The organism is Klebsiella sp. CB_Kp196 (assembly GCF_040061575.1).
Lineage (GTDB): Bacteria > Pseudomonadota > Gammaproteobacteria > Enterobacterales > Enterobacteriaceae > Klebsiella > Klebsiella michiganensis.
Genome location: NZ_JBEAFH010000064.1, coordinates 14,832 through 38,644 on the forward strand (window position 1 = coordinate 14,832; position 23,813 = coordinate 38,644).

At 51.9% G+C, this 23,813-nt stretch carries 27 protein-coding genes; 6 read left to right on the top strand and 21 right to left on the bottom strand.

The window, feature by feature from the left end:
- Positions 1-80 precede the first annotated feature (80 nt).
- A complete protein-coding gene (locus ABLU87_RS23345) occupies positions 81-1,283 on the top strand; it encodes an MFS transporter (protein WP_025108032.1) in 1,203 nt (400 codons plus the stop codon).
- Positions 1,283-2,098: a Cof-type HAD-IIB family hydrolase gene (locus tag ABLU87_RS23350; protein ID WP_025108033.1), complete on the top strand. Its 816-nt coding sequence runs from the start codon at positions 1,283-1,285 to the stop codon at positions 2,096-2,098. Before ABLU87_RS23345 ends, ABLU87_RS23350 begins: the two co-directional genes overlap by 1 nt.
- A gap of 47 nt (positions 2,099-2,145) precedes the next feature.
- On the opposite strand, the gene ABLU87_RS23355 is transcribed toward ABLU87_RS23350, so the two are convergent.
- A complete protein-coding gene (locus ABLU87_RS23355; RefSeq protein ID WP_032748874.1) occupies positions 2,146-3,381 on the bottom strand; it encodes an MFS transporter in 1,236 nt (411 codons plus the stop codon).
- Positions 3,382-3,699: 318 nt separating this feature from the next.
- Between ABLU87_RS23355 and ybjG the strand changes: the two genes are divergently transcribed.
- Positions 3,700-4,293, top strand: coding sequence for an undecaprenyl-diphosphate phosphatase (ybjG, locus tag ABLU87_RS23360; protein WP_004849347.1), 594 nt, complete (start codon positions 3,700-3,702; stop codon positions 4,291-4,293).
- A 125-nt stretch (positions 4,294-4,418) separates the two neighbouring features.
- Complete coding sequence (gene deoR, locus ABLU87_RS23365) at positions 4,419-5,177, top strand: DNA-binding transcriptional repressor DeoR (protein ID WP_004849345.1); 759 nt, start codon at positions 4,419-4,421, stop codon at positions 5,175-5,177.
- A gap of 28 nt (positions 5,178-5,205) precedes the next feature.
- Here deoR and dacC read toward each other — a convergent pair whose 3' ends face one another.
- From dacC to ABLU87_RS23380, 3 genes are all read right to left on the bottom strand, one after another.
- The gene (gene dacC / locus ABLU87_RS23370; protein WP_032721350.1) at positions 5,206-6,408 is read right to left on the bottom strand and encodes a serine-type D-Ala-D-Ala carboxypeptidase; all 1,203 of its coding nucleotides are present in this window, start codon (positions 6,406-6,408) and stop codon (positions 5,206-5,208) included.
- Between the two features lie 459 nt (positions 6,409-6,867).
- Positions 6,868-7,284, bottom strand: a complete 417-nt coding sequence (locus ABLU87_RS23375; protein ID WP_025108037.1) for a hypothetical protein — start codon at positions 7,282-7,284, stop codon at positions 6,868-6,870.
- Positions 7,285-7,653: 369 nt separating this feature from the next.
- Complete coding sequence (locus tag ABLU87_RS23380; RefSeq protein WP_122117895.1) at positions 7,654-8,205, bottom strand: recombinase family protein; 552 nt, start codon at positions 8,203-8,205, stop codon at positions 7,654-7,656.
- Between the two features lie 147 nt (positions 8,206-8,352).
- Here ABLU87_RS23380 and ABLU87_RS23385 point away from each other — a divergent pair, with 147 nt between their 5' ends.
- Together ABLU87_RS23385 and ABLU87_RS23390 are read left to right on the top strand one after the other, a co-directional pair.
- Positions 8,353-10,287, top strand: a complete 1,935-nt coding sequence (locus ABLU87_RS23385; protein WP_196942098.1) for a right-handed parallel beta-helix repeat-containing protein — start codon at positions 8,353-8,355, stop codon at positions 10,285-10,287.
- Positions 10,288-10,296: 9 nt separating this feature from the next.
- Entirely contained in the window at positions 10,297-10,569 is a 273-nt protein-coding gene (locus tag ABLU87_RS23390) for a hypothetical protein (protein WP_122117997.1), read from the top strand.
- Positions 10,570-10,604: 35 nt separating this feature from the next.
- Here ABLU87_RS23390 and ABLU87_RS23395 read toward each other — a convergent pair whose 3' ends face one another.
- The 17 genes from ABLU87_RS23395 to ABLU87_RS23475 form a co-directional block, all read right to left on the bottom strand.
- On the bottom strand, positions 10,605-10,862 hold the full coding sequence (locus ABLU87_RS23395) for a hypothetical protein (RefSeq protein ID WP_049076030.1): 258 nt from the start codon (positions 10,860-10,862) through the stop codon (positions 10,605-10,607).
- A 9-nt stretch (positions 10,863-10,871) separates the two neighbouring features.
- A complete protein-coding gene (locus ABLU87_RS23400) occupies positions 10,872-13,094 on the bottom strand; it encodes a hypothetical protein (RefSeq protein WP_196942099.1) in 2,223 nt (740 codons plus the stop codon).
- Positions 13,095-13,149: 55 nt separating this feature from the next.
- Complete coding sequence (locus ABLU87_RS23405) at positions 13,150-16,203, bottom strand: host specificity factor TipJ family phage tail protein (RefSeq protein ID WP_122117965.1); 3,054 nt, start codon at positions 16,201-16,203, stop codon at positions 13,150-13,152.
- Positions 16,200-16,580: a hypothetical protein gene (locus tag ABLU87_RS23410; protein ID WP_049592238.1), complete on the bottom strand. Its 381-nt coding sequence runs from the start codon at positions 16,578-16,580 to the stop codon at positions 16,200-16,202. The genes ABLU87_RS23405 and ABLU87_RS23410 overlap by 4 nt, the downstream gene beginning before the upstream one ends.
- 9 nt (positions 16,581-16,589) lie before the next feature.
- Positions 16,590-17,072 carry a DUF1833 family protein gene (locus tag ABLU87_RS23415; protein ID WP_196942100.1) on the bottom strand — a complete coding sequence of 161 codons (483 nt, stop codon included), beginning with the start codon at positions 17,070-17,072 and terminating at the stop codon, positions 16,590-16,592.
- On the bottom strand, positions 17,069-17,542 hold the full coding sequence (locus tag ABLU87_RS23420) for a hypothetical protein (RefSeq protein ID WP_025108045.1): 474 nt from the start codon (positions 17,540-17,542) through the stop codon (positions 17,069-17,071). Before ABLU87_RS23420 ends, ABLU87_RS23415 begins: the two co-directional genes overlap by 4 nt.
- Positions 17,542-19,962, bottom strand: a complete 2,421-nt coding sequence (locus ABLU87_RS23425; RefSeq protein WP_196942101.1) for a phage tail tape measure protein — start codon at positions 19,960-19,962, stop codon at positions 17,542-17,544. Before ABLU87_RS23425 ends, ABLU87_RS23420 begins: the two co-directional genes overlap by 1 nt.
- A 43-nt stretch (positions 19,963-20,005) precedes the next feature.
- On the bottom strand, positions 20,006-20,473 hold the full coding sequence (locus ABLU87_RS23430) for a hypothetical protein (protein ID WP_075912885.1): 468 nt from the start codon (positions 20,471-20,473) through the stop codon (positions 20,006-20,008).
- A gap of 64 nt (positions 20,474-20,537) precedes the next feature.
- Positions 20,538-20,801: a phage tail protein gene (locus tag ABLU87_RS23435; protein WP_122117703.1), complete on the bottom strand. Its 264-nt coding sequence runs from the start codon at positions 20,799-20,801 to the stop codon at positions 20,538-20,540.
- A gap of 2 nt (positions 20,802-20,803) precedes the next feature.
- On the bottom strand, positions 20,804-21,187 hold the full coding sequence (locus tag ABLU87_RS23440) for a phage tail assembly chaperone family protein, TAC (protein ID WP_053064752.1): 384 nt from the start codon (positions 21,185-21,187) through the stop codon (positions 20,804-20,806).
- 42 nt (positions 21,188-21,229) lie between these two features.
- On the bottom strand, positions 21,230-21,721 hold the full coding sequence (locus ABLU87_RS23445) for a phage tail tube protein (RefSeq protein WP_017146242.1): 492 nt from the start codon (positions 21,719-21,721) through the stop codon (positions 21,230-21,232).
- A gap of 58 nt (positions 21,722-21,779) precedes the next feature.
- Positions 21,780-22,145 (bottom strand): DUF3168 domain-containing protein, encoded by a 366-nt coding sequence (locus ABLU87_RS23450; RefSeq protein WP_064365502.1) that lies wholly within the window; start codon positions 22,143-22,145, stop codon positions 21,780-21,782.
- Positions 22,142-22,681, bottom strand: coding sequence for an HK97-gp10 family putative phage morphogenesis protein (locus tag ABLU87_RS23455; protein WP_101868365.1), 540 nt, complete (start codon positions 22,679-22,681; stop codon positions 22,142-22,144). The genes ABLU87_RS23450 and ABLU87_RS23455 overlap by 4 nt, the downstream gene beginning before the upstream one ends.
- Positions 22,674-23,006 carry a phage head closure protein gene (locus ABLU87_RS23460; RefSeq protein ID WP_122117702.1) on the bottom strand — a complete coding sequence of 111 codons (333 nt, stop codon included), beginning with the start codon at positions 23,004-23,006 and terminating at the stop codon, positions 22,674-22,676. The genes ABLU87_RS23455 and ABLU87_RS23460 overlap by 8 nt, the downstream gene beginning before the upstream one ends.
- Before the next feature lies 1 nt (position 23,007).
- Positions 23,008-23,205 carry a hypothetical protein gene (locus ABLU87_RS23465; protein ID WP_122117701.1) on the bottom strand — a complete coding sequence of 66 codons (198 nt, stop codon included), beginning with the start codon at positions 23,203-23,205 and terminating at the stop codon, positions 23,008-23,010.
- 60 nt (positions 23,206-23,265) lie between these two features.
- On the bottom strand, positions 23,266-23,592 hold the full coding sequence (locus ABLU87_RS23470) for a head-tail connector protein (protein WP_017880223.1): 327 nt from the start codon (positions 23,590-23,592) through the stop codon (positions 23,266-23,268).
- Positions 23,540-23,782, bottom strand: a complete 243-nt coding sequence (locus ABLU87_RS23475; RefSeq protein WP_142927833.1) for a hypothetical protein — start codon at positions 23,780-23,782, stop codon at positions 23,540-23,542. The genes ABLU87_RS23470 and ABLU87_RS23475 overlap by 53 nt, the downstream gene beginning before the upstream one ends.
- Positions 23,783-23,813 lie beyond the last annotated feature (31 nt).

A 23,813-nucleotide genomic window follows, 5' to 3' on the forward strand; every position in this document is an offset into this window, starting at 1 on the left:
CGCGGCAGCCTGCCTGGATGTACAAATGTACACAACCTTGCTACTGTTGTCTGCATCTCTTCACTCTCGGGCATTTACGGATGACAGCGCAAACCTCCCGCAGAGCCCTCCAGCTAAGGCTGTGGGCGCTCTTCATGTTCTTTTTTATCCCCGGATTACTCATGGCCTCATGGGCGACCCGCACGCCGGCGATTCGCGATCTGCTCGCGCTATCGACGGCGGAAATGGGGATTGTATTATTTGGACTATCAATAGGTTCGATGAGCGGCATCCTCTGCTCAGCGTGGCTGGTCAATCGATTCGGCACCCGTAAAGTGATTCGCGCCACCATGTCCTGCGCGGTGGTCGGCATGCTGGTGCTCAGCGCCGCGCTATGGTTTACCTCGGCGGTGCTGTTTGCTATCGGCTTAGCCATCTTCGGCGCCAGCTTTGGCTCCGCGGAAGTGGCCATTAACGTCGAAGGCGCCGCCGTTGAACGTGAGATGAATAAAACCGTCCTGCCGATGATGCATGGTTTCTACAGCTTCGGTACGCTCATCGGCGCCGGGATTGGTATGGCGGTAACCGGCTTCGGCCTGCCCGCCGCGCCGCACATCCTGCTGGCGGCGCTGGTGGCCGTCGCCCCCATTGCTATCGCCATTCGCGCGATCCCTGAAGGTACCGGCAAAAATGCGGCGGAAGCGGCGCGCCATGAAGGCAAAGGCCTGCCGATATGGCGCGATGCCCAACTGCTGCTGATTGGCGTGATCGTCCTGGCCATGGCCTTTGCTGAAGGCTCCGCCAACGACTGGCTGCCGCTGCTGATGGTTGACGGCCACGGCTTCAGCCCAACCTCCGGCTCGCTGATTTACGCAGGCTTCACCCTCGGCATGACCCTTGGCCGCTTTACCGGCGGCTGGTTTATTGACCGCTACAGCCGGGTGACGGTGGTTCGCGCCAGCGCGGTAATGGGCGCCCTGGGCATTGGCCTGATTATTTTCGTCGATAACCCGTGGGTCGCCGGACTCTCCGTACTATTATGGGGCCTCGGCGCGTCGCTGGGCTTCCCGCTGACCATTTCTGCCGCCAGCGACACCGGCCCCGATGCGCCGAAGCGCGTCAGCGTGGTGGCGATTACCGGTTACCTCGCCTTCCTCGTCGGGCCGCCGCTGCTGGGCTTTCTCGGCGAACACTTCGGCCTGCGCAGCGCCATGATGGTGGTGCTGGCACTCGTGCTGGTCGCGGCCATCGTCGCCCGCGCGGTAGCGAAGCCACAATCTGAACCCGTGATGGAGAACAGTTAATGAGCATCAAAATGATTGCGGTAGACATGGACGGCACCTTTCTGAGTGATGCCAAAACCTATAACCGTCAGCGCTTCCTCGCCCAGTATCAACGGATGCGCGAGCAGGGCATCCGCTTCGTCGTCGCCAGCGGCAACCAGTATTACCAGCTTATCTCCTTCTTCCCCGAAGTGGCCCATGAGATAGCTTTTGTCGCCGAAAACGGCGGCTGGGTGGTCAGCGCCGGAGAAGACGTGTTTAACTGCCGAATGCCGCAGGAACATTTCAATACCGTTATCGACCATCTCCAGACGCTGACCAACATTGAAATCATCGCCTGCGGTAAGCGCAGCGCTTATACCCTCAACCAGTATAATGATGAGCTGAAAGCTGTCGCGGCGAAGTACTATCATCGCCTCGAACTGGTCGACGACTTTAATCATATTGCTGATGATGAAATTCTGAAGTTCGGTCTCAACGTCCCGGACCAGCTGATCCCGCAGATACAGCCGAAGCTGCACGCTGCGCTTGGCGATATGGTGACCGCGGTCGCTACCGGCTACGGCAGCATTGACCTGATTATTCCCGGCGTGCACAAAGCCAACGGACTGCGCATCCTGCAGGAACGCTGGGGCATCGAGAACCATGAAGTGGTGGCGTTTGGCGATAGCGGCAACGATATCGAAATGCTGCAGCATGCCGGCTTCGGTTTCGCCATGGCCAACGCCGCCGCGCCGGTGAAGGCCGTCGCCGGCTACCGCGCGCCGCACAATAACGAAGAAGGCGTGCTGCATATTATTGATAAAGTGCTTAATCGCGAAGCGCCGTTCGCCTGAGGCCGCGCCTGCTGCGGCGCGTAACGTCGCAGCAGGGCATCTGAAGATTACTGCGGTTCGAGGGAGCTGCCTACGCGTTTATCCTTCAGGAAGTAGACCGTCATCGCCAGCCAGAGCACCCCGCTCAGCAGGTTGAGCAAGCTGAAGAGTCCGCTGCCGCCAGCCTCATAGGCGTGCTTGCTCACTTCGATACCCACGGTAAAGATCAGCATTTGCAGCATCCCCATCGCCGCCGACACCGTTCCTTTGCTCATCTCGCTGGCAAACAGCGTCAGGCGTACCAGCCCGGCGTTAGCGAGCCCAATCCCGAAGGCGTAAACGCTCAGCCCGGCGGTCATCCACAGATACGCGTGGGTTGACGCCACCGTCGCGACGGCGGAGATCAGCAGGCCGATCATAATTGGCCAGCCGCCGAGAATAATCAGCGAACGCACCGTCTTGCGGGAAGTCTGGCGCGCCAGCACCAGGTTACCGGCAATCAGCGCGCCAAATATCGGCACCTGCAGCAGACCATACTCGTAGCTGGTCGCCTGCTCGCCGCTGATGATGATCACCGGCGATTGGGCAATCCACGCCAGCAGCGGCAGGCTGACAAAGCCGGTGGCCAGCGCGCCGGCGACAAAGCGCAGGTTTTTCAGCACCTCACGATAATCACGCCCCAGCTCTTTAACCGATAGCTTCTCGCCCATGCGGGTGGCGGTTTCCGGCATCGCCTTCTGTAGCCCAAAAAAGGCGATAGCGGCCAGCACGGCAAACAGGACAAACATCATCTCCCACGGCAGGAGATGAACCCAGGCCGCGCCCACCAGCGGCCCAAGCAGCGGCGCAATCAGCGCGACGTTGGCCATCAGCGCCGTGATCTTGATGCACACCGCCTCTTCAAAAGACTCCTGTATCGCCGCATAGCCAACCGCGCCGATAAAGCACAGGCTGATGCCCTGCAAAAAGCGCAGCAGCGTGAACTGCTCAATCGTCTGCGCCAGCAGCGTCGCCAGGCAGGTCACGATAAACCACACCACCCCGGTCAGCATGACCGGACGGCGGCCGATGCGATCCGAAAGCGGCCCCAGCAGCCACTGCAAAAACATACCGCCGGCCAGATAGGCGGTCATTGAGGTCGGAACCCACTCATTGCCCACGCCAAACTCTTCCACCACCGAGAGCATTCCCGGCTGGATCATGTCATTGCCGATATAGGTGGCGAATTCGTATAACACCAGGCACAGCGGAAAGAGCAGCGCCTGACGTCCGAGGCGTTTGCCTGAAAGCGAAGAATTGTGCATGAAATCTCTTATTTAAATAAAACCGCGCAAAGTTTAATGAAAGTCGTGCCGGGGAGATAGTGAATTGTGAGCGATGAAGAGAAATATCGCCACGCAGAGACCGCGTCGCCATCACCGAATGAAAATCCCACTGTATATATTTCGTTTATGTTTCAATTAGATTACAGGCTATATACTCCTTTACTCAGTCTGTTAACGAAGCCACATGTGCACTTTCATTCATAACAAACTGATAATTAAGACAATACTGCTTTACCTTATCGCCACCGTTTTTTAAGGTGGGCGGCTTGTTGCTAACGGACCCAAGAGCCTGGATGTATGCTGGAAAATATTAACTACTCGCTGTTTGCATTCCTCAATGCCACCCCCGCGTCGCCGTGGTGGGCAATTGAAATCGCGACGTTTATCGCCAAAGACCTGATTATTATTGTGCCATTATTGGTATTCGCCTTATGGCTTTGGGGGCCAAACCAGCGTCAGCTAGTATTTAAGGTGATGATGGCGCTCGCGATTAGCCTCACGCTTTCATGGATATTCGGCGTGTTTTTTCCGCATGAACGTCCGTTTGCCGCCGGTGTGGGCTATAACTTCCTGCATCATTCACCCAATAACTCCTTCCCAAGCAATCACGGTACTATCTGCTTTACCTTTGCGCTGGCCTTTATGTTCTGGCACCGCCTGTGGTCGGGCGCGCTGCTTATCGCCGTTGCCTGCGCGATTGCCTGGTCCCGGGTCTATCTCGGCGTTCACTGGCCGATGGACATGCTGGGCGGGCTGCTCACCGCGATGATCGCCTGCCTTAGCGCCCAACTGCTGTGGCAAAGCGGCGGAAAAACCCTCTATCAGCATCTGCAGCGGCTGTACCGCCTGTTCTTTTCGCTGCCGATTCGCAAAGGCTGGGTGCGCGAATAGACGTTCCTGACCAGCCGGTAAAGTTGCGGCAGCGCCCGATTCCTGCGCGTGACTAAGCCTCTTCCGGCAGGTAAAATCGCCGCTGACGCCCTGTCAATGCAGGGCGCTTTCAGCTTAGAGGGAATATGGAAACTCGTCGTGACGAACGCATCAGCCAGCTTATTCAGGCACTCAAGCGCAGTGATAAACTCCATCTAAAAGAAGCGGCCACCCTGCTTGGCGTGTCAGAGATGACCATTCGTCGCGACCTCAACGGCCACAGCGGCCCGGTCGTGTTGCTGGGCGGCTATATCGTTCTGGAGCCGCGCAGCGCAACGCACTATCTGCTGAGCGATCAGAAAACGCGCCTTGTGGATGAAAAACGCCGCGCAGCCCGCCATGCGGCAAAGCTGCTTGAGCCCCACCAGATGGCCTTTTTTGACTGCGGGACCACCACGCCGTGGATCATCGACGCCATCGATAGCGCCCTGCCCTTTACCGGCGTCTGCTATTCGCTCAATACCTTTCTTTCCTTACAGGAAAAGCCCCAGTGCCGCGCAATTTTGTGCGGCGGCGAGTTCCACGCCAGCAACGCCATTTTTAAACCGCTAAGCCTGCAGGATACGCTGAGCCACCTGTGCCCGGACATCGCGTTTTATTCCGCCGCGGGCGTCGATTGCGAGCAGGGCGCGACCTGTTTTAACCTGGAAGAGCTGCCGGTCAAACACTGGGCGATGAAAAGCGCTCGCTACCACGTGCTGGTTGTCGATCACAGTAAATTCGGCAAAGTCCGGCCGGCGCGGATGGGGGATTTATCGCAGTTTGACGTAATAGCCAGCGACGTGTGTCCGGATGACGATCTGCTCGCGCTGGCGAAGGAAAAACAAATTTCACTGCTTTACTAACCGCGCCCCGCAGGGCGCGGCCTGCATTTTAAGAGAACCAACCGCCGAACCAGCCGTGCAGTTTCATCAGCACGAAATCGATCATCCGGCTAAAGAAACCGCCTTCATTCACCGCTTCCATCACAATCAGCGGCCGCTGCTCAATGGTTTTATCATTCAGTTTAAAGTCGATGGTGCCGACCACCTGCCCTTTGGTCAGCGGCGCGGTCAGCTGCGTATCGTTCAGGGTGTAGCTGGCCTTGAGGTTTTTCAGCTGGCCTTTCGGCAGCGTGATGGAACCCGCCTCGCCCGCCCCCAGCTTCGCTTCACTGCTATCGCCAAACCAGACGCGCTGGGTAATGAAGGTGGCATCGGGTTTAATCGGCGTCACGGTTTCATAGAAGCGGAATCCCCAGGTCAGCAGTTTTTCTGATTCGTTAAAACGGATACGGTCAGTTTTGGTGCCGAGCACGACGGCAATCAGGCGCATATCGTTTTGCGTCGCGGAAGAAACCAGATTGTAGCCCGCCCCGGCGGTGGTCCCGGTTTTCACCCCGTCAGCGTTGAGGTTCGTGCTCCACAGCAGGCGGTTGCGGTTCGGCTGGCGGATTTTGTTGAAGGTGAACTCTTTTTCTTTATGGATCGCATACTCTTCCGGCACGTCATGGATCATCGCTTTGGTGAGCAGCGCCATATCGCGGGCGGTACTGAACTGACCCGGCGCGTCCAGACCGTGCACGGTCATAAAGGTGGTATTGGTCAGGCCCATTTTCTGCGCATAGCCGTTCATCAGGCTGACAAACGCGTCCTGGCTGCCCGCCACGTAGTCGGCTATCGCGATGCTGGCGTCGTTGCCGGACTGAATGATGACGCCTTTGTTAAGATCTTCTACCGACACCTGCATCCCCGGCTTGAGGAACATCACCGAAGAGCCGCGCAGCGCCGGGTTACCGGTGGCCCACGCATCGCGTCCGATGGTCACCATATCTGTAGACTTAATCTTACCCGCCTTTAACGCCTGGCCGACAACGTAGCTGGTCATGATTTTGGTCAGGCTCGCCGGGTCGAGTTTTTCGTCGGCATTGCCTTCGCTGAGCACTTTGCCGCTGGCATAGTCCATCAGGATCCAGGCTCGCGCGTCAATGGATGGCGCATCGGGGAGTTGTTCCGCAGCCTGCACCGCAGGCGCAACGAGAAGTAAAAGTGCGCAGCCTGCCGCGAGGCCGCGAAGGGAAAAAGCATCATGCGTCATAAGAGCCACCCAAGTATCCTTTCCAAACAAAAATATGCCGCCACACTCGTTCCGCGCCGCAGCAGCCGGTGAGTAAAGCGTACAAATGACCTTAAAGAAACAGCGAGTTGGTAAAGTTTTTAAAGTTTACGCAATAACCTCGCCCGGTGCTGCAAACAGCGCAATTTTTTTGATCGCGGTTGCCTAAATATTAACTTTATTATGGCATGCAAAAAATTAGTTTAGCAAATTCAATGATCTGCAATATTTTCAACGAGATAGCGCTGTTGACTTTTGGTCAAATACGGACAAATGCGGACATTTGATTGCCCCAAATCGTGCCCCAAACGTTATTCTGCCCCAAAATTTGCCCCAATTTTACCCCCTAAGGGTCTGAGGCAATAACCATTCTCATAGCTTACAAATAACCCACTAAGGGGTTGCAAGTTGACTACTTTGCCAGCAGGTGCTTATGGGCGATTAATGAGATACGTTTCTTGCGCTACCACTGCTCACGGTGACTCCCGATAAGGATTTTGCAGCCCGGTTTAAAGCGGTATTGAAAGCAATGAGTGTTACTGGCCGGCATTCGTTCTTCACACGATTTGAATGGCTCTGGAACACAAAAATATCCTCTGGATGCCTTTCCCGTCGCCGCGCTATCATCGCCATCACCGTAGGTGGAATTTCAACGCGCAGTGCTTTCAGTCTCCCCCTCTCTCGTATCAGTATCGAATTGCCATCTATGTCATCGTAACGAAGAGACAGCAGCCTGCCCGCACCAAGGCTCGTATGGAAAATCAATACCCACAAATCAGCCCAAGTATCTGAGATGCCGGCGAGTTGACTATTTATTATCAAAAATTGCATGAACGTTAACGTTTTCTTACTGCTCATATTTAAACGCGCTTTGCTCTATTATTCGTGAGGTTATTATCTCAGATGTGAATTTCAGGCAACAGTAGTTAACGTGCGGTTAATCACACTCCCCTTCAAACAGGGGTAGTATCCAGCCTCAAGCTGTTGATCGTGTGCATAGCAACTCCGAGCACTTCAACAGCTCCAGGACCCCTTAAGTAAAAACATACCCATGCAACCGGAACTTTAACTTAACTGTTCAGACCAGAATTATCTGGAAACATCAGGAGTTTTCTCAGAAGATATACTCCGCGCGGAGACGCACGCAGCAATAATGTAATGAAGTTTTTTCCCCTGAGTGTGCCTGCTCCGGGGATTTTTTTTATCAAACAGGGCTATCACCCTACCTCACTCGCCTACCGGAAAATATTTGTAAACCGTCTTAACCCCTACGCCGATCACGTCGGCCACCTGCTGGCGTGTAGCTCCGTTTTCCAGCATGCGCCTGCAGCGTTCCACAACTTCGGTGGTCATTATCCGGCGGCGGCCACCGATGCGCCCATGCTCCCTTGCAGCGGCTAAACCGGCGCGGGTGCGCTCCACTATCAATTCCCTCTCCATCTCCGCCAGAGCGCTCATGACGTGGAAAAAGAAGCGGCCTGCTGGCGTGCTGGTATCAATGCTGTCGGTCAGGCTGCGAAAATGAATTCCCCGCTCCTGTAGTTCAGATACCAACGTAACGAGGTCGCGTACGCTGCGACCGAGACGATCCAGTTTCCAGACCACCAGCGAATCACCAGGTCGAAGACGGCGAATAGCTTTCCTTAATCCGGGCCGCTTCGCATTTTTCCCGCTGGCGGTATCTTCGAAAATTAGTTCACATTCTGCGCGAACCAGTGCGTTTTTCTGTAAATCGAGGTTTTGGTCGCCGGTAGATACCCGCGCGTAGCCAATCAGCATTATGCAACCCTTTGAAATAGCTGATTGTAAATTGCCGGGATTGTTCGCGTAAACCTGGGTTCAGGCGACGGCTTTAAACTACTAGGCCAGGTTCGTAGCGCAGCAGCTCTGGCAGCGCTGGCCGGTGAAGACGGCGACCGCGTTTTATTGCTCGGCTACCATGATGGCTGGGCCGCGTCCAGCAGCGAGCTTTCAGGCGGCGGTGAGTTCCATTACGTCAGTTCTCTGGCGGACGTAAACAACGGCGTAACTGTTTTTAACGGATGGTGCCGTAAATTTACGGATACCGTTATCACTACCTACGATGCCGGGCTGGGCGACAATGACGGTGTTGATGCGCGGGAACGTCTGACGACGCTGTTTAAAGTGGTGCCTGATGGGTTTACGGTTAAAATTCGTGGCTATCACCTGACATCAGGCCCGGTGAAGTGTGAAGGCAAGACTGGACTAACCATTGATGGCATGGGCGGCGTAATTTCAGCAAAAGAGCTTCGCGACGTTTACACTGTTTATGACGTTGCTGAAACAGACCCCAGAGTGGCAATGACCGGAGTTCTGTCGTGCCTTGATTGTCCTGGTATTAAAATATTCGGCCTTGAGATTCAGGGGGCGATGAAGCTCTCCACTACTAATGATGATGGTACTCATAAAGGTGAGGAATATGCTCTCCTTATCCGCGCATGTGATGGTGGTGAGATTTATGGCACGCAACTTCATAACGTATTCGGGTATGGGTGTCGGGGGCTATATCAGAGCAACGTTAAGTTCCATCACAACTACGTTCATCACTGTTTGCGTGAGTCCGGTGTTAACCTGGTGACGGGCGGGAGTCACGGTTACATTTATTGCAACCGGTTTGAATATATCGGGCTATATGGCGTCGAGGTGGAAGGGCAGCCGTACTATTCCGGCATGACGAAAGTAAAGGTATGGGGTAATTTCATTAGTTACACTTTCCGTGGAATTTGTGTTGTAGACCAGTGCCTTGAGTCTGAGATTAACGACAATACGGTTTCATTTTCCCACACAGCCTTATCAGCATATCGGACGTCAGATTACGCTGTAAGAAGCACGGCGTTTAAAGCAAACACTGTACTCAGTTGTGCGAGGGGTATGTTTGCGAATGGTGCCCGTAATGCGACATTCTCTGATAACGATATCGACCTGATTGATGTGCCGGAATATTTATACACGTCACCCTACAATAATATTTTTGAAATAGACCAGACCAACAGAGGTGTATTTTGGTCTCCCTACCTTGCTGAGTTTCAGCATCTTATTGGCGATAACATCAAGTTTGATGATGTCGTATATTCAGTTAGCGCAGTTGAATGGGACAGCACAAAAACGGGATACCCGAAGGATAATGCATCGCATCCTGATGGAATGTGGAAAGTCACGCTGACCAGCGCATTACCAGAAGAGCTTGACGACACAGTATCTCTTGCCATGACACAGAATTTCGGCAACACGATTGGTTATCAGTCTGCTGGAAATATTCATGGAGTAACGGTTAGCAATAATAAGATAAAAAATGGTTATTACGCCCTGTATTGTGCGTCCAACCTTATAGCAGGAGAGTCCGGCCTCCAGGAGACAGTGACAGATAACACAATAAATGGTTCAACGATTTGGCTAACAGTGAGTGGCTCAGGATTCAGACTCATCGACCGCAATGAACCAAATGCCAACGCGACTGTTACCGCCAGTCTCTGGACGACTGCAGGTTTTAAAGACGTAAGAATGCGCAACACTATGGGGATCAGCCTCCCCGCGAGAACGGTAAATACCTCGCTACTGAAACCACGCCTGTATTCGCAGATATCGCGTCGTGCGGTTGGGGTAAGAATCACGCTGCTTAATACAAGCCCCACTAATCAGTGGACGGGCACAGGTACCCTGCAGGTTACGTTGAATGACCAGGTTGTTGTCGGTTCGGGTAACTTCACGCAGGGCAGTGAGGACCCTATCCAGTTGTTCACACAGATGGAGGTTAGGGAGGGAAGCAATACGATTCAGGTGAATACCAGCAATAACGATTTGCTGTATGCGGCCTGCCAGATTGAATTACTGATACCGTAAGGGGTAATCATGCCAGTGACAAAAACCATTTCAGCAAAAACACGCTCATTTTATCCAGAAGTAGGCATAGCTGTTGATTCTGAAGAACAGAATATTGAGGTGACCTACACCGTAATTTCAGTGACGATTAACGCGGACCTCTCTGCCACTGCCAGAGTGAGAACGCAGATTACAGGCTATGACGATACCAGTGAGATTTCGGTACAGTTTACCTACTCTGGAAGTGGCAACCCGATTGGAGAAGTGGACGCAGTATTAAAAAGTCACTCCCTTGACGGTTGATATGTGATATTTCGCGCCTGTAATGGCGGAAAATATCATTCAACTGTTAACTTTAGCGCTGCCTCGGCCTCAGGCAGCGGATCGCCGCTCCCTGAATAGGTAAATGGGATGTAATTTCTTACTCCCTCAGCATCCGCGCCAGACGTAACAGTGTAAAAAGCGATACCGTTCGCCCCTTCAAGCTCGATCCTCTCGATGGTGTATGTCAGGGTAACTTTGAGCATCGCAGTGCCAACCGCAATACCATCAGCCGTCACCTGTTTAACCGCAACTTCTTTCTCTATTGTAAACATGGAAAATCCTCATTCTGTCAGAACGTACTGAACTGAGCCGTAAATCGTCAAACCTGTTCCGCCTGTAATTGAGAAAGCGGCAGGCGAGCTATTGGTTAACAGTAGAATCTCTTTTGTGGTCGGGTTCGTTTGCGCAATGATGATTGCCGAGCCGGCACGACTGCAAATTATCGGGGACACCGTTAATCCCCCGTCACTCAGTGCGGCAACCGTGAACGGGAGCCCTGATATCACTACCGCGCCACCTGTCGTCAGCGCCATTGACGTGGTTTCGATTCTGAAAGTCGCATGCACTAAACGCCCTGAGCGGCGGTAGGTTCCCACGGTGGTATTCAGCGTCACGACTTCTGAGCCGCATTTGACAACCGGCGTCCAGACACCCTTGTAATACTGGAATGCTTCCTGTGTGTTATCAAAAAACCGTATCGGGCGCTGGACGCTGTACTGACGGCGCCAGTCATAGAGGTATACCGTTTTCCCTTCGGCGCTGTTCCACTCTGCGATCTGCGCGGCCGAGTAGTCCTCTGTGTCATCACGAAACGGATTGATGATGAGCGGGCCGTTGATTGTTGCTGGTTTCTGGCTGAACGGATGTGTAGCCACGCCAGCAGAAACGACAGTCCTGTCGACAGTGATACCACCCTCGCAAACCATCGCGGGCGCTTTTGTCAGTGCCGCATTCCAAGGGTCCTGATAGTCGGTATAGAACTGATTACCGGCAATAGTTGTCGTTGTGGTATCTACGAGACAGGTCTTTTCAACGTAGGACGTGTGAATCACGTTGTAACTGCCTGCGTCGGTGTAGAACGGGACGCGGTGGGTCCCCAGCACTTTCACATCGTCAAGGCAGACCCCGTTCACCGCACGGCCGTAACGACTGAGAACGGTGAATGCCCGGCCCGCAATGCCGGGAAACGAACGCGCTGAATAGCCGCTGGCAGTATTGTTTGTCAGCCTGCCGCCTGCGGAGGTTCGCGCAGAGTTGGCGGATTTATAGATATACGTATCGAACCAGGTATCAATCGCCTCATCTGCAGGACCAAACAGCCGGGGCTTGCCGTAAAAGTGATATTTCGTATACCGGATAGCATCGACCCAGCCTACTTTGAAAATCTCTGCCGCCGGATAGGGAGGGAGATACGGAATAGTGACTGCGGCATTTCGTTGCGTCCACGCCCCGCCATAGGCGTCGCCGGTAAAGCAATCACGGGCGACAACGAAACCATTGCAAACGGAGTCGGCCCCCATAAACCAGCCCGTCAGACAGCAATCGCGGATGAGGAAATTATCTTCAGTGGACCGGTCAAGAACGCCATTCCCGTAGCGACCGATAAAGAAGTTGCGTACACCGTGATTTACCAGTTGAGGGCGGATATAACCGTCTGATGAGTCACCGGAAATAAAATAACCAATGTGCTGGTTATTGTTAATCACAGGCGTATCCGAATCCCAGTCTCCAATTAACGCGCAGTTCTGCATACTGTCGCCGATAATAACGGAGTCGGGATAAAGTCGAATAGCCGCATAAATATGATTTTCAGGTTCCGCGGCAATATTTGCATCATTCCCCGCAGCCACCCACCCTGGGTAAGCGGTCCCGTCATCGCCTGGCAAAGTGACTTTATGGGGATACGTTGTGGCGTAGTATTTCCCCGTCAGTTGCACGGGAAGTCCTCTGGCGTGTCCTTCATCGACAGCAGCCTGAAAGTAAGGAACGGCGTCGGGCGTCACGCCGTGCAGGTAGCCGAACATTTCCGGAGACACAAATCCTATTCCACCAACGAGTTTAGCGCCGTCGCCTGAACCCAGGTTTTGGCGAAGCGCTGCATCACCGACAGATACAAAATGCGCAGCATCAGTATCGGTCCATGTTTCGTCAGTATTACCAGCCGTGGTAAACGGGATATCTGTCGCTGCGGTGAGTTTATACAACTCATTGTTATAGCGAATGAGCTGGTTATACTCGGTGAGCGTCAACGGGCCAGCAGTGTAATCACCGATAATCTGATAGCCCGAGCTTTGGATGAAGGTATTGAACCGACTTTCCTGGCTGGTGAGCTGCGTGACAAATGCCGACTCCATTCCGAAGAACGAGCGACGCGTTTTGCCCAGACGATCGGTCCAGATTAAGGCGGTCAGGCTGTTAAGTGCAAAGTCGAGGTTCTCGGCGTTATCAAATAAATCCTTTACAGCCGCCGAACCCAACGGGTTGCCGGTTTTATATGTGCTCATAGTCGCCCTATAACAAAAAACCCGCCGAAGCGGGTTGTTGAGAGATGTTTCAGTTTTATGCAACGTCGCCGGGGTAGCTGGCGTTGTCGTAGTCGTAGAATGACGCGCGGTACTCTTTGGCGGTAACCTGACACGTCCCATCAGATTGCGGAGCTATTTCCGACACTATCGCGTTGTAACCCACGCGGGAAGAATCGCAAAAAACCAGCCTGACCGGTTCAATGGATGCCGTCGAAAAATCTATCTTGTCGAACTTACTGAGATAAGGCACTGACAGCTGATAGTCTCCCACCTTCGTCGCGACCATCAACGCTGAGGCCGAACCATCCTGATAGCGGATTAATGCTCTGGGATTCGGATACGTCCAGTTCAGGGGCTCGGATACCGTCATCGTCGTCACGCCATTGACAGTTGATAAGGATTCAACGAGACAACTGATTGTCGTCGCTGAATCCGGTATATCATCTGTCAGAACAATGCGATCGCCAACGTTGTAGCACAGCGCGTCCAGCTCAGTTGTCGTCTGATAGGTCTCCCGTTGCTGCAGGTACTTCATCAGGCGACGCATACCAATCTGATACGCGCGATCCCGGCTAAGTACACCATCAAGCTGATAATCCTCAATTTTAACCGGCGTGGGGTTATCACTGGTGCGACACTGGACCGTCTCTTCTGCCCAGGTGGTCCCGTTAATATAGGTCACATCGACGCCATCATAATCATCATCTGACGGCGCGGTGAAGCCGGTCTGCAGATCCTCAGTCATCTCCTGTGGAGTGATTATTCCTGTCCAGGGCTTGACCCCCTCCCGCCCGACGGACGCCAGTCCGTCACTCAGCAAAAAATAGGATTTCCCTGCGTTGGTAATCTTCTGCAGCATTTCCAGCGCCGAAATACTGTCTCCGGTAGCACAGTCGAAATACTCACCATCAGGCGTCCAGTATGTCGATTCCAGCACGCCGATGGCTTCCGTATCCATCTGAAGGCCGAGAGAATTGCCCACATGCATTAATGCGCCCGAAATTGACCTCGCAGCGCCTGAGTCATATACACGCGTGGCCACAACGTTAACCCGGCGATCCGACTGTGCAGCAAGTTTCCCGCCGGTCTCCACAGTCACGCCCATAAGAGTCACTCCGGGGTAGGATGAAGGGCGTGTCAGCAGACGCCCGCGAAGAGCCTGCCAGTACATGTTGTCGCGCGCGTTATTACTTCCCTGCTCATTCCGACGGCGGCAACGCACCTCGACAAGACCCGGTGAGTCCAGCACAATCCGCTCTGTGAACCCGAGGCCGTTTACGTTCTTTAACGCATACTCACCTGTTTTACTGATCCAGCCTGCACCTGAACCATAAACCCGATACTGGATTTCCCACTCAACATGTCGGATGCGTTTCTTGCCCTTGTTATCGAAGCCGCAGATTCCGCTGGGGAATGAAAAATTCGCCTCAAACATATCAACAGTTTCATTATCAGGGCTTGCCAGGAAGGGGCCCATCCAGGAATCACTGTCATTCAGCCCGGTGGATTCATAATCAATCATCGTACGCGCTGAAAAACCTGGCCAGGAGGCATCAACCGCACCATTAACCAGACGCGCAACGGTAGCCGTTGTGCCATCAGTTGAAATTATCTGGTACTCATTACCCCGATGAGAGAGAGAAAGACGCTGGGTACCTTCCGGCATCCCCGAAAAAGGCGTACCCGTCGCGCTGTTATACGCTAATGTGACGTTTGCAGTGATAGCTGCACTTCCGCCGGTTGATTCACTGCCAGCGGTATAAACAGGCGCATCGCCAAAGACCGCTACCGGGAGCGAGGATGAGGTGATTTCTCCGCCCGCAAACGGGCTTGCCTCTTCTGTGATCAGTACCGTTCCGCCATTATCCTGCGCCACCAGGCCGGACCCGGTCAGCCCTTCAGTAATTGCAGCCAGAAGGCCGGACATGTTGACATAATCGGCAACCAGAGAGACGGTATAAGTCGTTCCGTGCCAGGTCACCGTAAAGGTTGTACTGCCCAGCGAGTAATCGTAAGTCGTCGGCGCTGCGCTGGCCTGAATTTTAGCTGCACTGCCCCCCTCTCCCGGAACGGCATCCTGCCCCGGCGTATAAGCTGCAATAAAGAGATCGTAATCAACACTGTTAAAACTCAACGTCACCGGCATCCCTACTACCGGCGCGATTTCAGTCAGGAGCTTGCTTGCAAATACGCTGTAACCTGACGAGGTGGAGATAAGGAAGTTGGTGGGGGCTTTAATCTCCACAATAGTGCCTTCGACCCAACTTTCAGGCAGCGCGTTATCGTCCTCATCTTCATCATCGTCGTCATCCGTATCAAGTCCAGTGAACGTTACGTTCGCGCCGGATACCGTCATGCTGTCCGCGATAATGTCGTCTGAATCTGGTGAGGTCTGCGCCATATCAAGCCCGGAGCCAGAGGATGTTCCCCCAACCTCAGTCGAATTGAACCAATTTTCGCTACGCTCATCGCCGGAAACATCGGCTCCGGGTGGATAGTTTGTATGACTGAACCCCGGCAAAGACGTTTTTGGTGTATCCCCGACTCTGATATCACCCTCTGAGTAATCAAAATGACCCGCCCCCAGACAGACAAGCATATGAACATGCATGATGGTCGGGTCCGCGGGATCATAACGGGTGACAGGCTGAACAACATAATCCGGGTAAATGCGGCGGCGGCCAAAAACTTCACGAATCGCATCGCCCAGTTTCGCACTGTTTGCTTTCGCGGGGTTCAGGTCGAGGCTGCGCCCTGTGGATGACGTGTAGCCACCGCTGTCCATATTGTTCATCATGTATATGGAGTAGGCTGCAGCCGCTACTGCAATAACGAGGCTGGCTATGGCGAAGCCGGTAGCAAATGGCACTGGATATATGCGGACATCACTTTCTGGCCGGATGATGCGAAACGCCCATTCACCAGGAGGTACGAGCTGGCCATCAAGCTCAATGGCCAGCGGGGACACTTCCCTATCTTCATACTCTTCAACATTGGTAACCAGCCAGTTGCGAATACTGGTAACGCCATGCTCATGCGTTTCGAGTGGTTCGCCGGGCAGCCGCGACGGATAAAAACGAATGGTCATTGCCAGAACTCCACTTTGACAAAGCGCCGCTTAAACCGCGGCAACGGCAGAAAGGTGACGTTTGTCCCCGGATTGCATTCCGCCACGTGCAGCAAGCCACCGATACTGACGACAATACCGACATGGGTGACGGTTGAGCCGGAATAACAGGCCACCCCGGCACCTTCGCAGGGGTCGCAACGTTTCAGAGAAAGCATCATCCGGCGCGCTTCGCGATCGAGTCCGCCGCCGTCTTTGGTCACCCCGGCGAACTCAGGCCAGAGAGGTAGTCCAAGGTCCGCACGGATTTCATTCACAATGCCGAAGCAGTCGAGCTGCGGATACACTCTGCCGCCTTTCAGCCAGGTGACCGAAAGGTATTTATCAGGGTTAAACATTGGGATTCCTTAGCTGATGTAACGCAGACCGGGGAATGATGGGAGCGTATAGCGATATCGCGGCCAGGCTGTATCCAGAACATTCATGTAACCAGCGGTAATCTGCACCTCGGTAGCCGTCCAGTATCCGGACTTAATCGCCAGGGTATAGGGCACAGCAGCAGGTGCCGTTAAATCCGTTGAGATAAAACTACGATACGTCAGCGATGCCGGATTACGGTTATTGATAGCGTTACGAATAGCAGTCGAAACAACCCCATCAATATTGCAAAGGGCAAACTTCAAATCCTGTGTGCCATCAGCGTTACGGGCTGGTAATGCAATATCCATCGCACAGGCAATAAACGTTACGGTATCGCCATTCTCGGTGGTGGCTGTAATGTCTTCATAGCCTTTGCACAGGTAATGAACCGCATCACCGATATTAATCTGCAGCGTTTCAATGATGACCTCCGGCCCGCTGCTGGCATAGAGGCGATTGAGTATCGTCATGCTTCAGGCCACTCCCTGTTAACTGCCAAATCAAGAATGTCGCTGTTCACTATAAAATCAGGGAACTCTGCCCAGCCGGGAGGAAGAATTGGCCTTTCCCAAAGCTCAAGTGTCGCAGTATACCGCCAGTATTTTCCCCCTTCGGGAGTAGGTCCCTCGTAGAAATCATCAGTAAATCGACAAACATAATCCTGCTGACCCAGGGGCGTTAATAACGGCATATTGAACCAGTTCGCCCCATCCATGGTGATATCCCTTACCCAGGCTTCAAAAAGTTGAGCCTGACCATCAGTGAATATCCAGGCGACTGATGTCTGTGAAGGAACAGACGTATAAGCCCGCCGCTGTCTTCGGCGGCCGGTAACCATCGTGCTACTTTTCAGTGGTGATGTTGGTTTAAGGCCAAAGTTTTCTTTTAATGGACACGGAAGATATTCCGCCGGGTAGTTAATATCGGTTGAAATTGCCATCAGCGTAATTTCCTGCCCGCATTTGTTTTGCCCATCAGAGCTTTATGCAAATCACCTTGCCCGCTGGCTACAGACTGAACTGCTCTTTGATATCCCATCTGAGCACCATCCGAAGCAGCTTTCTTCATCATGGCAATTTGCACATCCGAGGGATCACCATTGACATTAAAACTAAGACTTGGAGCATAGATAGCACCACCGGTTGACTGAGTCGCGACCCTATCCAGAGTGGCATCCAGCTTTGCGCTGGTTTTAGCAGTAGTAACTCGCTCGCCTTTTTGCAGGAGCCATGTACCCGTCTCTGGGACACTATCAAGCCCATCGTGGGCCATCCCCACAGCAGAAATGTTGGATACGATACTCGCTGTTGAGGCTGCAACACTAGCCATAGCTGCAAGGTTGTAGGGAAATGGGTTAGCGGCCGCCATAGCGATCCCTTGCTGAATAGCAATAATTGATTGAGCTATAGCTGCAGCTTTTTGAACAGCAAATGCTGCTTTATATATGCCTGATTGCTCCCCAAAAGCAGTACGAGTCATATCAACCATTGATCCCAGACCATCAACAACACTACTTAACATCAGTTGATTGCGGGCATCGTCGAGCCTGTTCATTTCATCCTGGTGTTTTTTCTTTAACTCAAGTTCTCTGGCGTCCCATTCTTCATTAAGGTCAGAGCGTGCTTGTCGGTTCTGTTCAAGCAAATCAAGTTGGTTCTGATACCACTTTTCCTGCTCTTTCTGCGCATCATCGACTTTTCTTAGCTCACCGAGTTGCCCACCAAACATGGGGTCTATACCAGTAAAGTTAGGCATATCGGCAAATGAATCTTCGGTGATAGCTTTGGTTGCTTTTTTTACTTCTTCCTTGCTGACTCCGGGCAATCCCTGAATATCTTTCAGGACTTTAAAGCGTTCTTTCGTGGTTTTAAGGAGCTTTTCTTCAGGTGTTAATAACTCATCCTGTAAATCACGGAATTTTGACAGGGCATTGTATTTATCAATTTCAGATGCAAGCCCTTCCAGCCTAATCTGTTGCTCTTTATTAATACCTACAAGTTTTCCAGTAGATAAATCGAATCGCAGTTTTTCAAGCTCTGTGACTTCTTTCGTTTTACCAGTAAGTTGATCGGTTAATACAATCTGACGTAGATAGCTCTGCTCCACAGCTTTATAAGCATTATCAAGTTTATTTACTGGTGTTTTAGCAGGCTTACCATTCGTACTTCCCGCAGGTAGTGCAAACGGGTTGTCAGTTCCTACTGTTGCAGCCTGAAGAGGTATAGATATCCTGCTGGCATTAGAAAGTTTATCCCTTTTTTCTATAAGAGAAAGTAACTCATCATTGAGGGCTTTTGCGCTGTCATCTACTCCGGTAAGCCAACCAAACATCGACTCACCTTTAGAGTAAAAACCATTCCTTCCCTCAAGGCTTTTTTGCAAATAAGTAATACGTTCATTGACCTGGTCAATATTCGAGAGGTCAATTTTACCGCTAAGTGCCGCGAAACGGTTACCAGTGCTAGAGGCAAGTTGGCCAGCTCCCGCAGCCGCTTTTACAAGCCATCCGGCAAGCTTGGCAACTTCTGATACAAGATCAGAAATACCTTGAAGAACAACAGGATCAGTCAGTACATCGTGAAGTTTATCAAGTGAACTCTGTAAAGGGTTTAGATCGACTTTAGCTAACCCTGCCGAAATCTCAATTTTGAGCCCAGCGACTTGAGCCTCCATATCTTCAAAGAGCTGGTTTACCTTCACTAAATCATCAATAGAGGATGGATCGGGAGCAACACCATAATCTTTAGCAAGATCAATAAACTGTTTAAGTTTTTTATTATTGTTATCAAACAAAGGAAGCAATTTTGAAAGGTCATTACCCAAACTTTCAAGAATCGTTGTTTTCTCGGCATTAGTACTAATTTTCTCTAGAGATTCCCCTATAGCGAGCAATTGTTTATCCGGACTAACTTTTGATAGTTTTTCAGCTGATAATCCAAGGGCATTAAGTGCATCTACAGCTTCACCAGATTTATTTAATACTGCATCGCCAATTTTATCGCCAATATCCTTAAAGATATCAGCCATTTGATCACCCGATACACCAGCCTTTTCAGCGGCAAACTGCCAAGCGAGAAGCTCTTGAGTAGATAGCTGTAATGATTTAGCCCAGCGATCAGTTTCTGATATTTGCCTTGATGTTGATTTAAGCAATTGAAATCCGGAGGCACCTACAGCCAGCCCAGCAGCAATAGCAGCAGCCCCTATCCCTGTAAGCGCTGCACTAGATTTTGCCACATCATCTTGTACCTGCTTACTCCACTTGGCTGATGCACGTTCAGCTTTATCCATCCCTGAAACAAATCCACCAACTTTTGCAATCAAGTCGATAGTAAGAGTACCTAGTGACTTGCCAGCCATAAATTCTCCAAGAGAAAAAAACCCGCTAAAAGCGGGCTTTATTTTAACAATTATCCTTTAACCTCCTTTTAAGGGTGGATACAAAATCTTTCCTTAATGAATCCGGGAGATCTCGTTCCAACCTATCGATTAAAGGCATGTTCATCAAAAGGATATCATTAACGCTACTTGAACCATGTTTTTTCAAAAACATAAGAGCTAGATTATCTACAGCCAATATATTTAGGCATGGCTCACCATCCTTTGAAGAAATAAAATCATTTGCAGAGCACGATTCTATTTTTGTGAAGTCTACTTCTGGTAATGAACGTTTTTTCCCTGAAAAAGATATAAAAATACCAGCAAGAAAAAGCACAATAGCAATTAATAAATAATTTTGCTGTTGTGCCATTAGCCCAAGGTTATTCACCCTTGAACCATCACCAACATCAACACTCACATCCATAAAGAACAATGAATATACTGCAAGAACTACGCCAACCAGAGATAACAACTGTCCTGAACTCTTCATATCATTCCCTCGTGATAATAGTTATCAAAAGGGTAGCAGGATTTTTAAAATCCCAAAACTACAATCATTCCCACGTTTTCATCGCGTCCTCAAGCGATACAGCGGATTCATTGATATGCGGGGCGAAGTCGCTGACCTTGTATGGCGGTATGTTCGTAGACTTATTGATATTTGCCAGAACGGAAGCAACCAACGCTGCGCCCCACTCAGTACGCATCATAATGTTAAGCGGACCATACTTATCGCGGTACTTTACCCACATCTGAAACTCACGAAGACTTATTCGCTCCTGAGCCTCCGCGATCGTTCGCCCACCGATGCCGTTCATGACTAACTCACACCAGAACTCGTCTTCTCCTGTGAGTTCGTAGTCTTTCCCAGCTCGTTGACTTCCTGCATAGCCAATAGCAAAGCAACGACAATCGGGCCATCCAGTGCACCACGTTCTTCAGAAGCAGTTCCAAGGATATCAGCCGCCGTGAAAATTGGCTTACCTTCTTCATCGCAAATGTTACCAGCGATGCGCTCTGCAACCGGATCGGACTTCCCGTTATAAGCCAGCAGATCGGCTTTTGTGGTGTGGTAACCCATAGGACGCACAAAGACGGTTGCGATATGTTCTTTCCCGTCACGACCTTTCCATTTTATTTCTTTCTCTACCGGGCGGCCAGTGAATGCCCCGGACTCTTTTAATGTGTCGAGAGTAAGTTTCATTTCTTCTCCTGAATCAAGAAGCCCGGCAGACCGGGCAAATCATTACGCTGCTGCTTTAGGTACCCAGACCGCCGATCCGGAGCGCTGGATAGTTGCGGAGGTGGTAACCACGGCATTTGCCTGAAAATCAAACGGGAAATCGGAAACGTAGCCCTGAAAGATAAACCAGGTGCGATCAGACGGAAGCACCAGACCATCAACAGCATCTTCATCGCCGGAAGCTGCAACGGTAGGGGCGCTGGTACCATCTGACCAGCCGATAGCAAAGGTTAGCGGTGTCTGATCATCAGTTTCGGAAAGCCCATGAAGCATAATGTGGCTGGCGTTTTTCGGGTCGGCATTCAGCCCGACAGTTGCTGAAGCTGGCGTTTTCAGCCCTTTTTTATAGGTTCTGGAATCCCGCTCACTCAGACAGGTATCTTCAATCTGATCGGCCGGGTTGCCGCCGGGGTTGAAGCTGGTGATACATTCAACCTCGCTGACCACGCCAGATTTCAGCACAAATAGCTGCGTGCCTTGCGTTAATACAGACATTTTTTAGTCTCCATAAATAGAAAAACCCGCTTGTTGCGGGTCAGTTTGGGTTTGTTGGTTACCTGGTCGTTATCCAGTCAACGTCGAAGGAATAGCGGTATTTCATCGTGGAATCATTACGGCTTTGCTCTCCCCAACGGCTGATATAGGCTTTCCCCTCAATTGCATCACGCAATGCGCGGGCCACGGCGATAACGTCAGCTGCGGTATCACCGTAAACATCAACCTGGAGAGAGTAGTGATCGGCATCAGGCCGCTGGTTCAGGTAATTTTCAGGAGAGCCACCAATGTTTTGCCACACGGCATAGGGATAGACGATATTGTCGTCCTGCATCCCGAAGGGATAGAGCCTGACGGGGTTGGTACCCAATAATTCCTTTACTGCCTGGCTTGCCGCGCAGACAGAGAATATTGGAGCAATCATACGGACGTTCCTTTTTTGGCTGCGCTACGGACGGCACGATCGATAGCCTTTTCCAGTTCCAAAGCGAAAATATTAATAACGTCAGTATCCACGCCATTCATTGCCGGCCGCAATATGGGTTTCGCCGCTGCGTGCTCGGTCCCGAATTCCAGAAATCGCCAGTACCAGGTATCACCACCTGGATTACCTTTATCTCCGGCAGTTTTATAACTTTTACCCGCCCTGCCTTTTCGGACGTTAGCCTTTGTATTGGCGTATTGCCTGGCGCCGCCCATCACCCCAACACGAAACGTTGGATCGCCGGTTCTGCGAGACGCCTTGCTGCTGAAGCTGACCACAATGTTTTTGTAGATAGCCTCTTTGGTGAGAGGATCATCAACCCGCGCGGCATTATTGCGCGCCCTGTCCCTGATGACGTTTGCTGCTTTGCGCAACGCTGCACGCCCGGTTTTATTGCGGGTCACCTGTGAGACGGCATCCATCTTGCCCAGCACCGACTCAAGCCCGGTAAGGTTAACCTCTACACCATCAGCCATCGTTCACCCCTTCTGAGCAGGGCAGCGTCAGATATTCCCTGCCGCTGCGCGGGTCTGGTAAAACGCCTTCAATGTTATAAATACCATCGCGATACAGAATCCTGTGCTTTCTGGTGACGCCCGCCCGGTAACGAATCGTTATGCGCGTTGTTATCTCACCCTGTGATGCCTGTGCCGCTATAAACTCCCGCGCTGACAAGGGGGATACTTCGGCCCAGATGTTTGCGACATCTCGCCAGGTATTAATTACGGCTCCCGTTGTCGGGTTCTGCTCTTTTACCGGCTCCTGCAGGGTAACCCTGTGACGCAATTTCCCGGCCTGCATGTTACCCCCTGGGTTTACCGCTCAGATAGGTTTGCTGCTCCGGTGCCTCATCCAGTTCACCAGCCAGGGACTGGATAATGACATCGCACAGGGCCACGTTTGATTCAGCCAGGCGGTTTATCGCTTCCGTCTGCTCTCTCTGTGCTGCTGTTTGTTCTCTCAGCGCTGCTATCAGCGCGTTTACCAGTTGCTCGTTCATAGGCTATTTTCGTCCACTTTTTTAACCACTCACGCCGTTTAGCACATCCTGAGCAGCCCATTAGTTCCACCTCCGGTGCCTAATCAGCAGCGCCTCAACGCCCAGCGGAACTTCCGATAGGTTCTGCGCTGCCGCTTCGCGGTTCGCATACCAGTGTCCAATCAGCAAAAGCATTGCCGCCCAGATGCCGGAAGTAAAAATAACCTCACGGGGCTGAGTTTCCCCTTCCACTGGCGGCGTTAATGTTTCGACCAGCGCACCGTCGCAGAACCGCTCAACATAATCGACGGAGGCCGAAGCATAGGCAGCAATAAGCGTATCTTCGTCGTCACCATCAACCTTCAGATGCGCCTTTATCTGCGCCAGCTGTTCCTCGCTTATTTCCACCTTTACCCCCTGGTTTGGCTTTAGCAGGCTCCGCAGAACCAGAGTCCGTTGCCTTTTCCCGCTCAACCGCCTCGGCCAGATGCAGTTTCACCAGTACTTCGCCGATTTCTTTATGCACCTCGCGGATTTCCCCCTGAGATACCGTACCCAGGTGATAATGCGAGAACATACGGAGAGCTTTAATTTTCATCGCATTTACGCGGCCATTGCTGGCCGCGCCC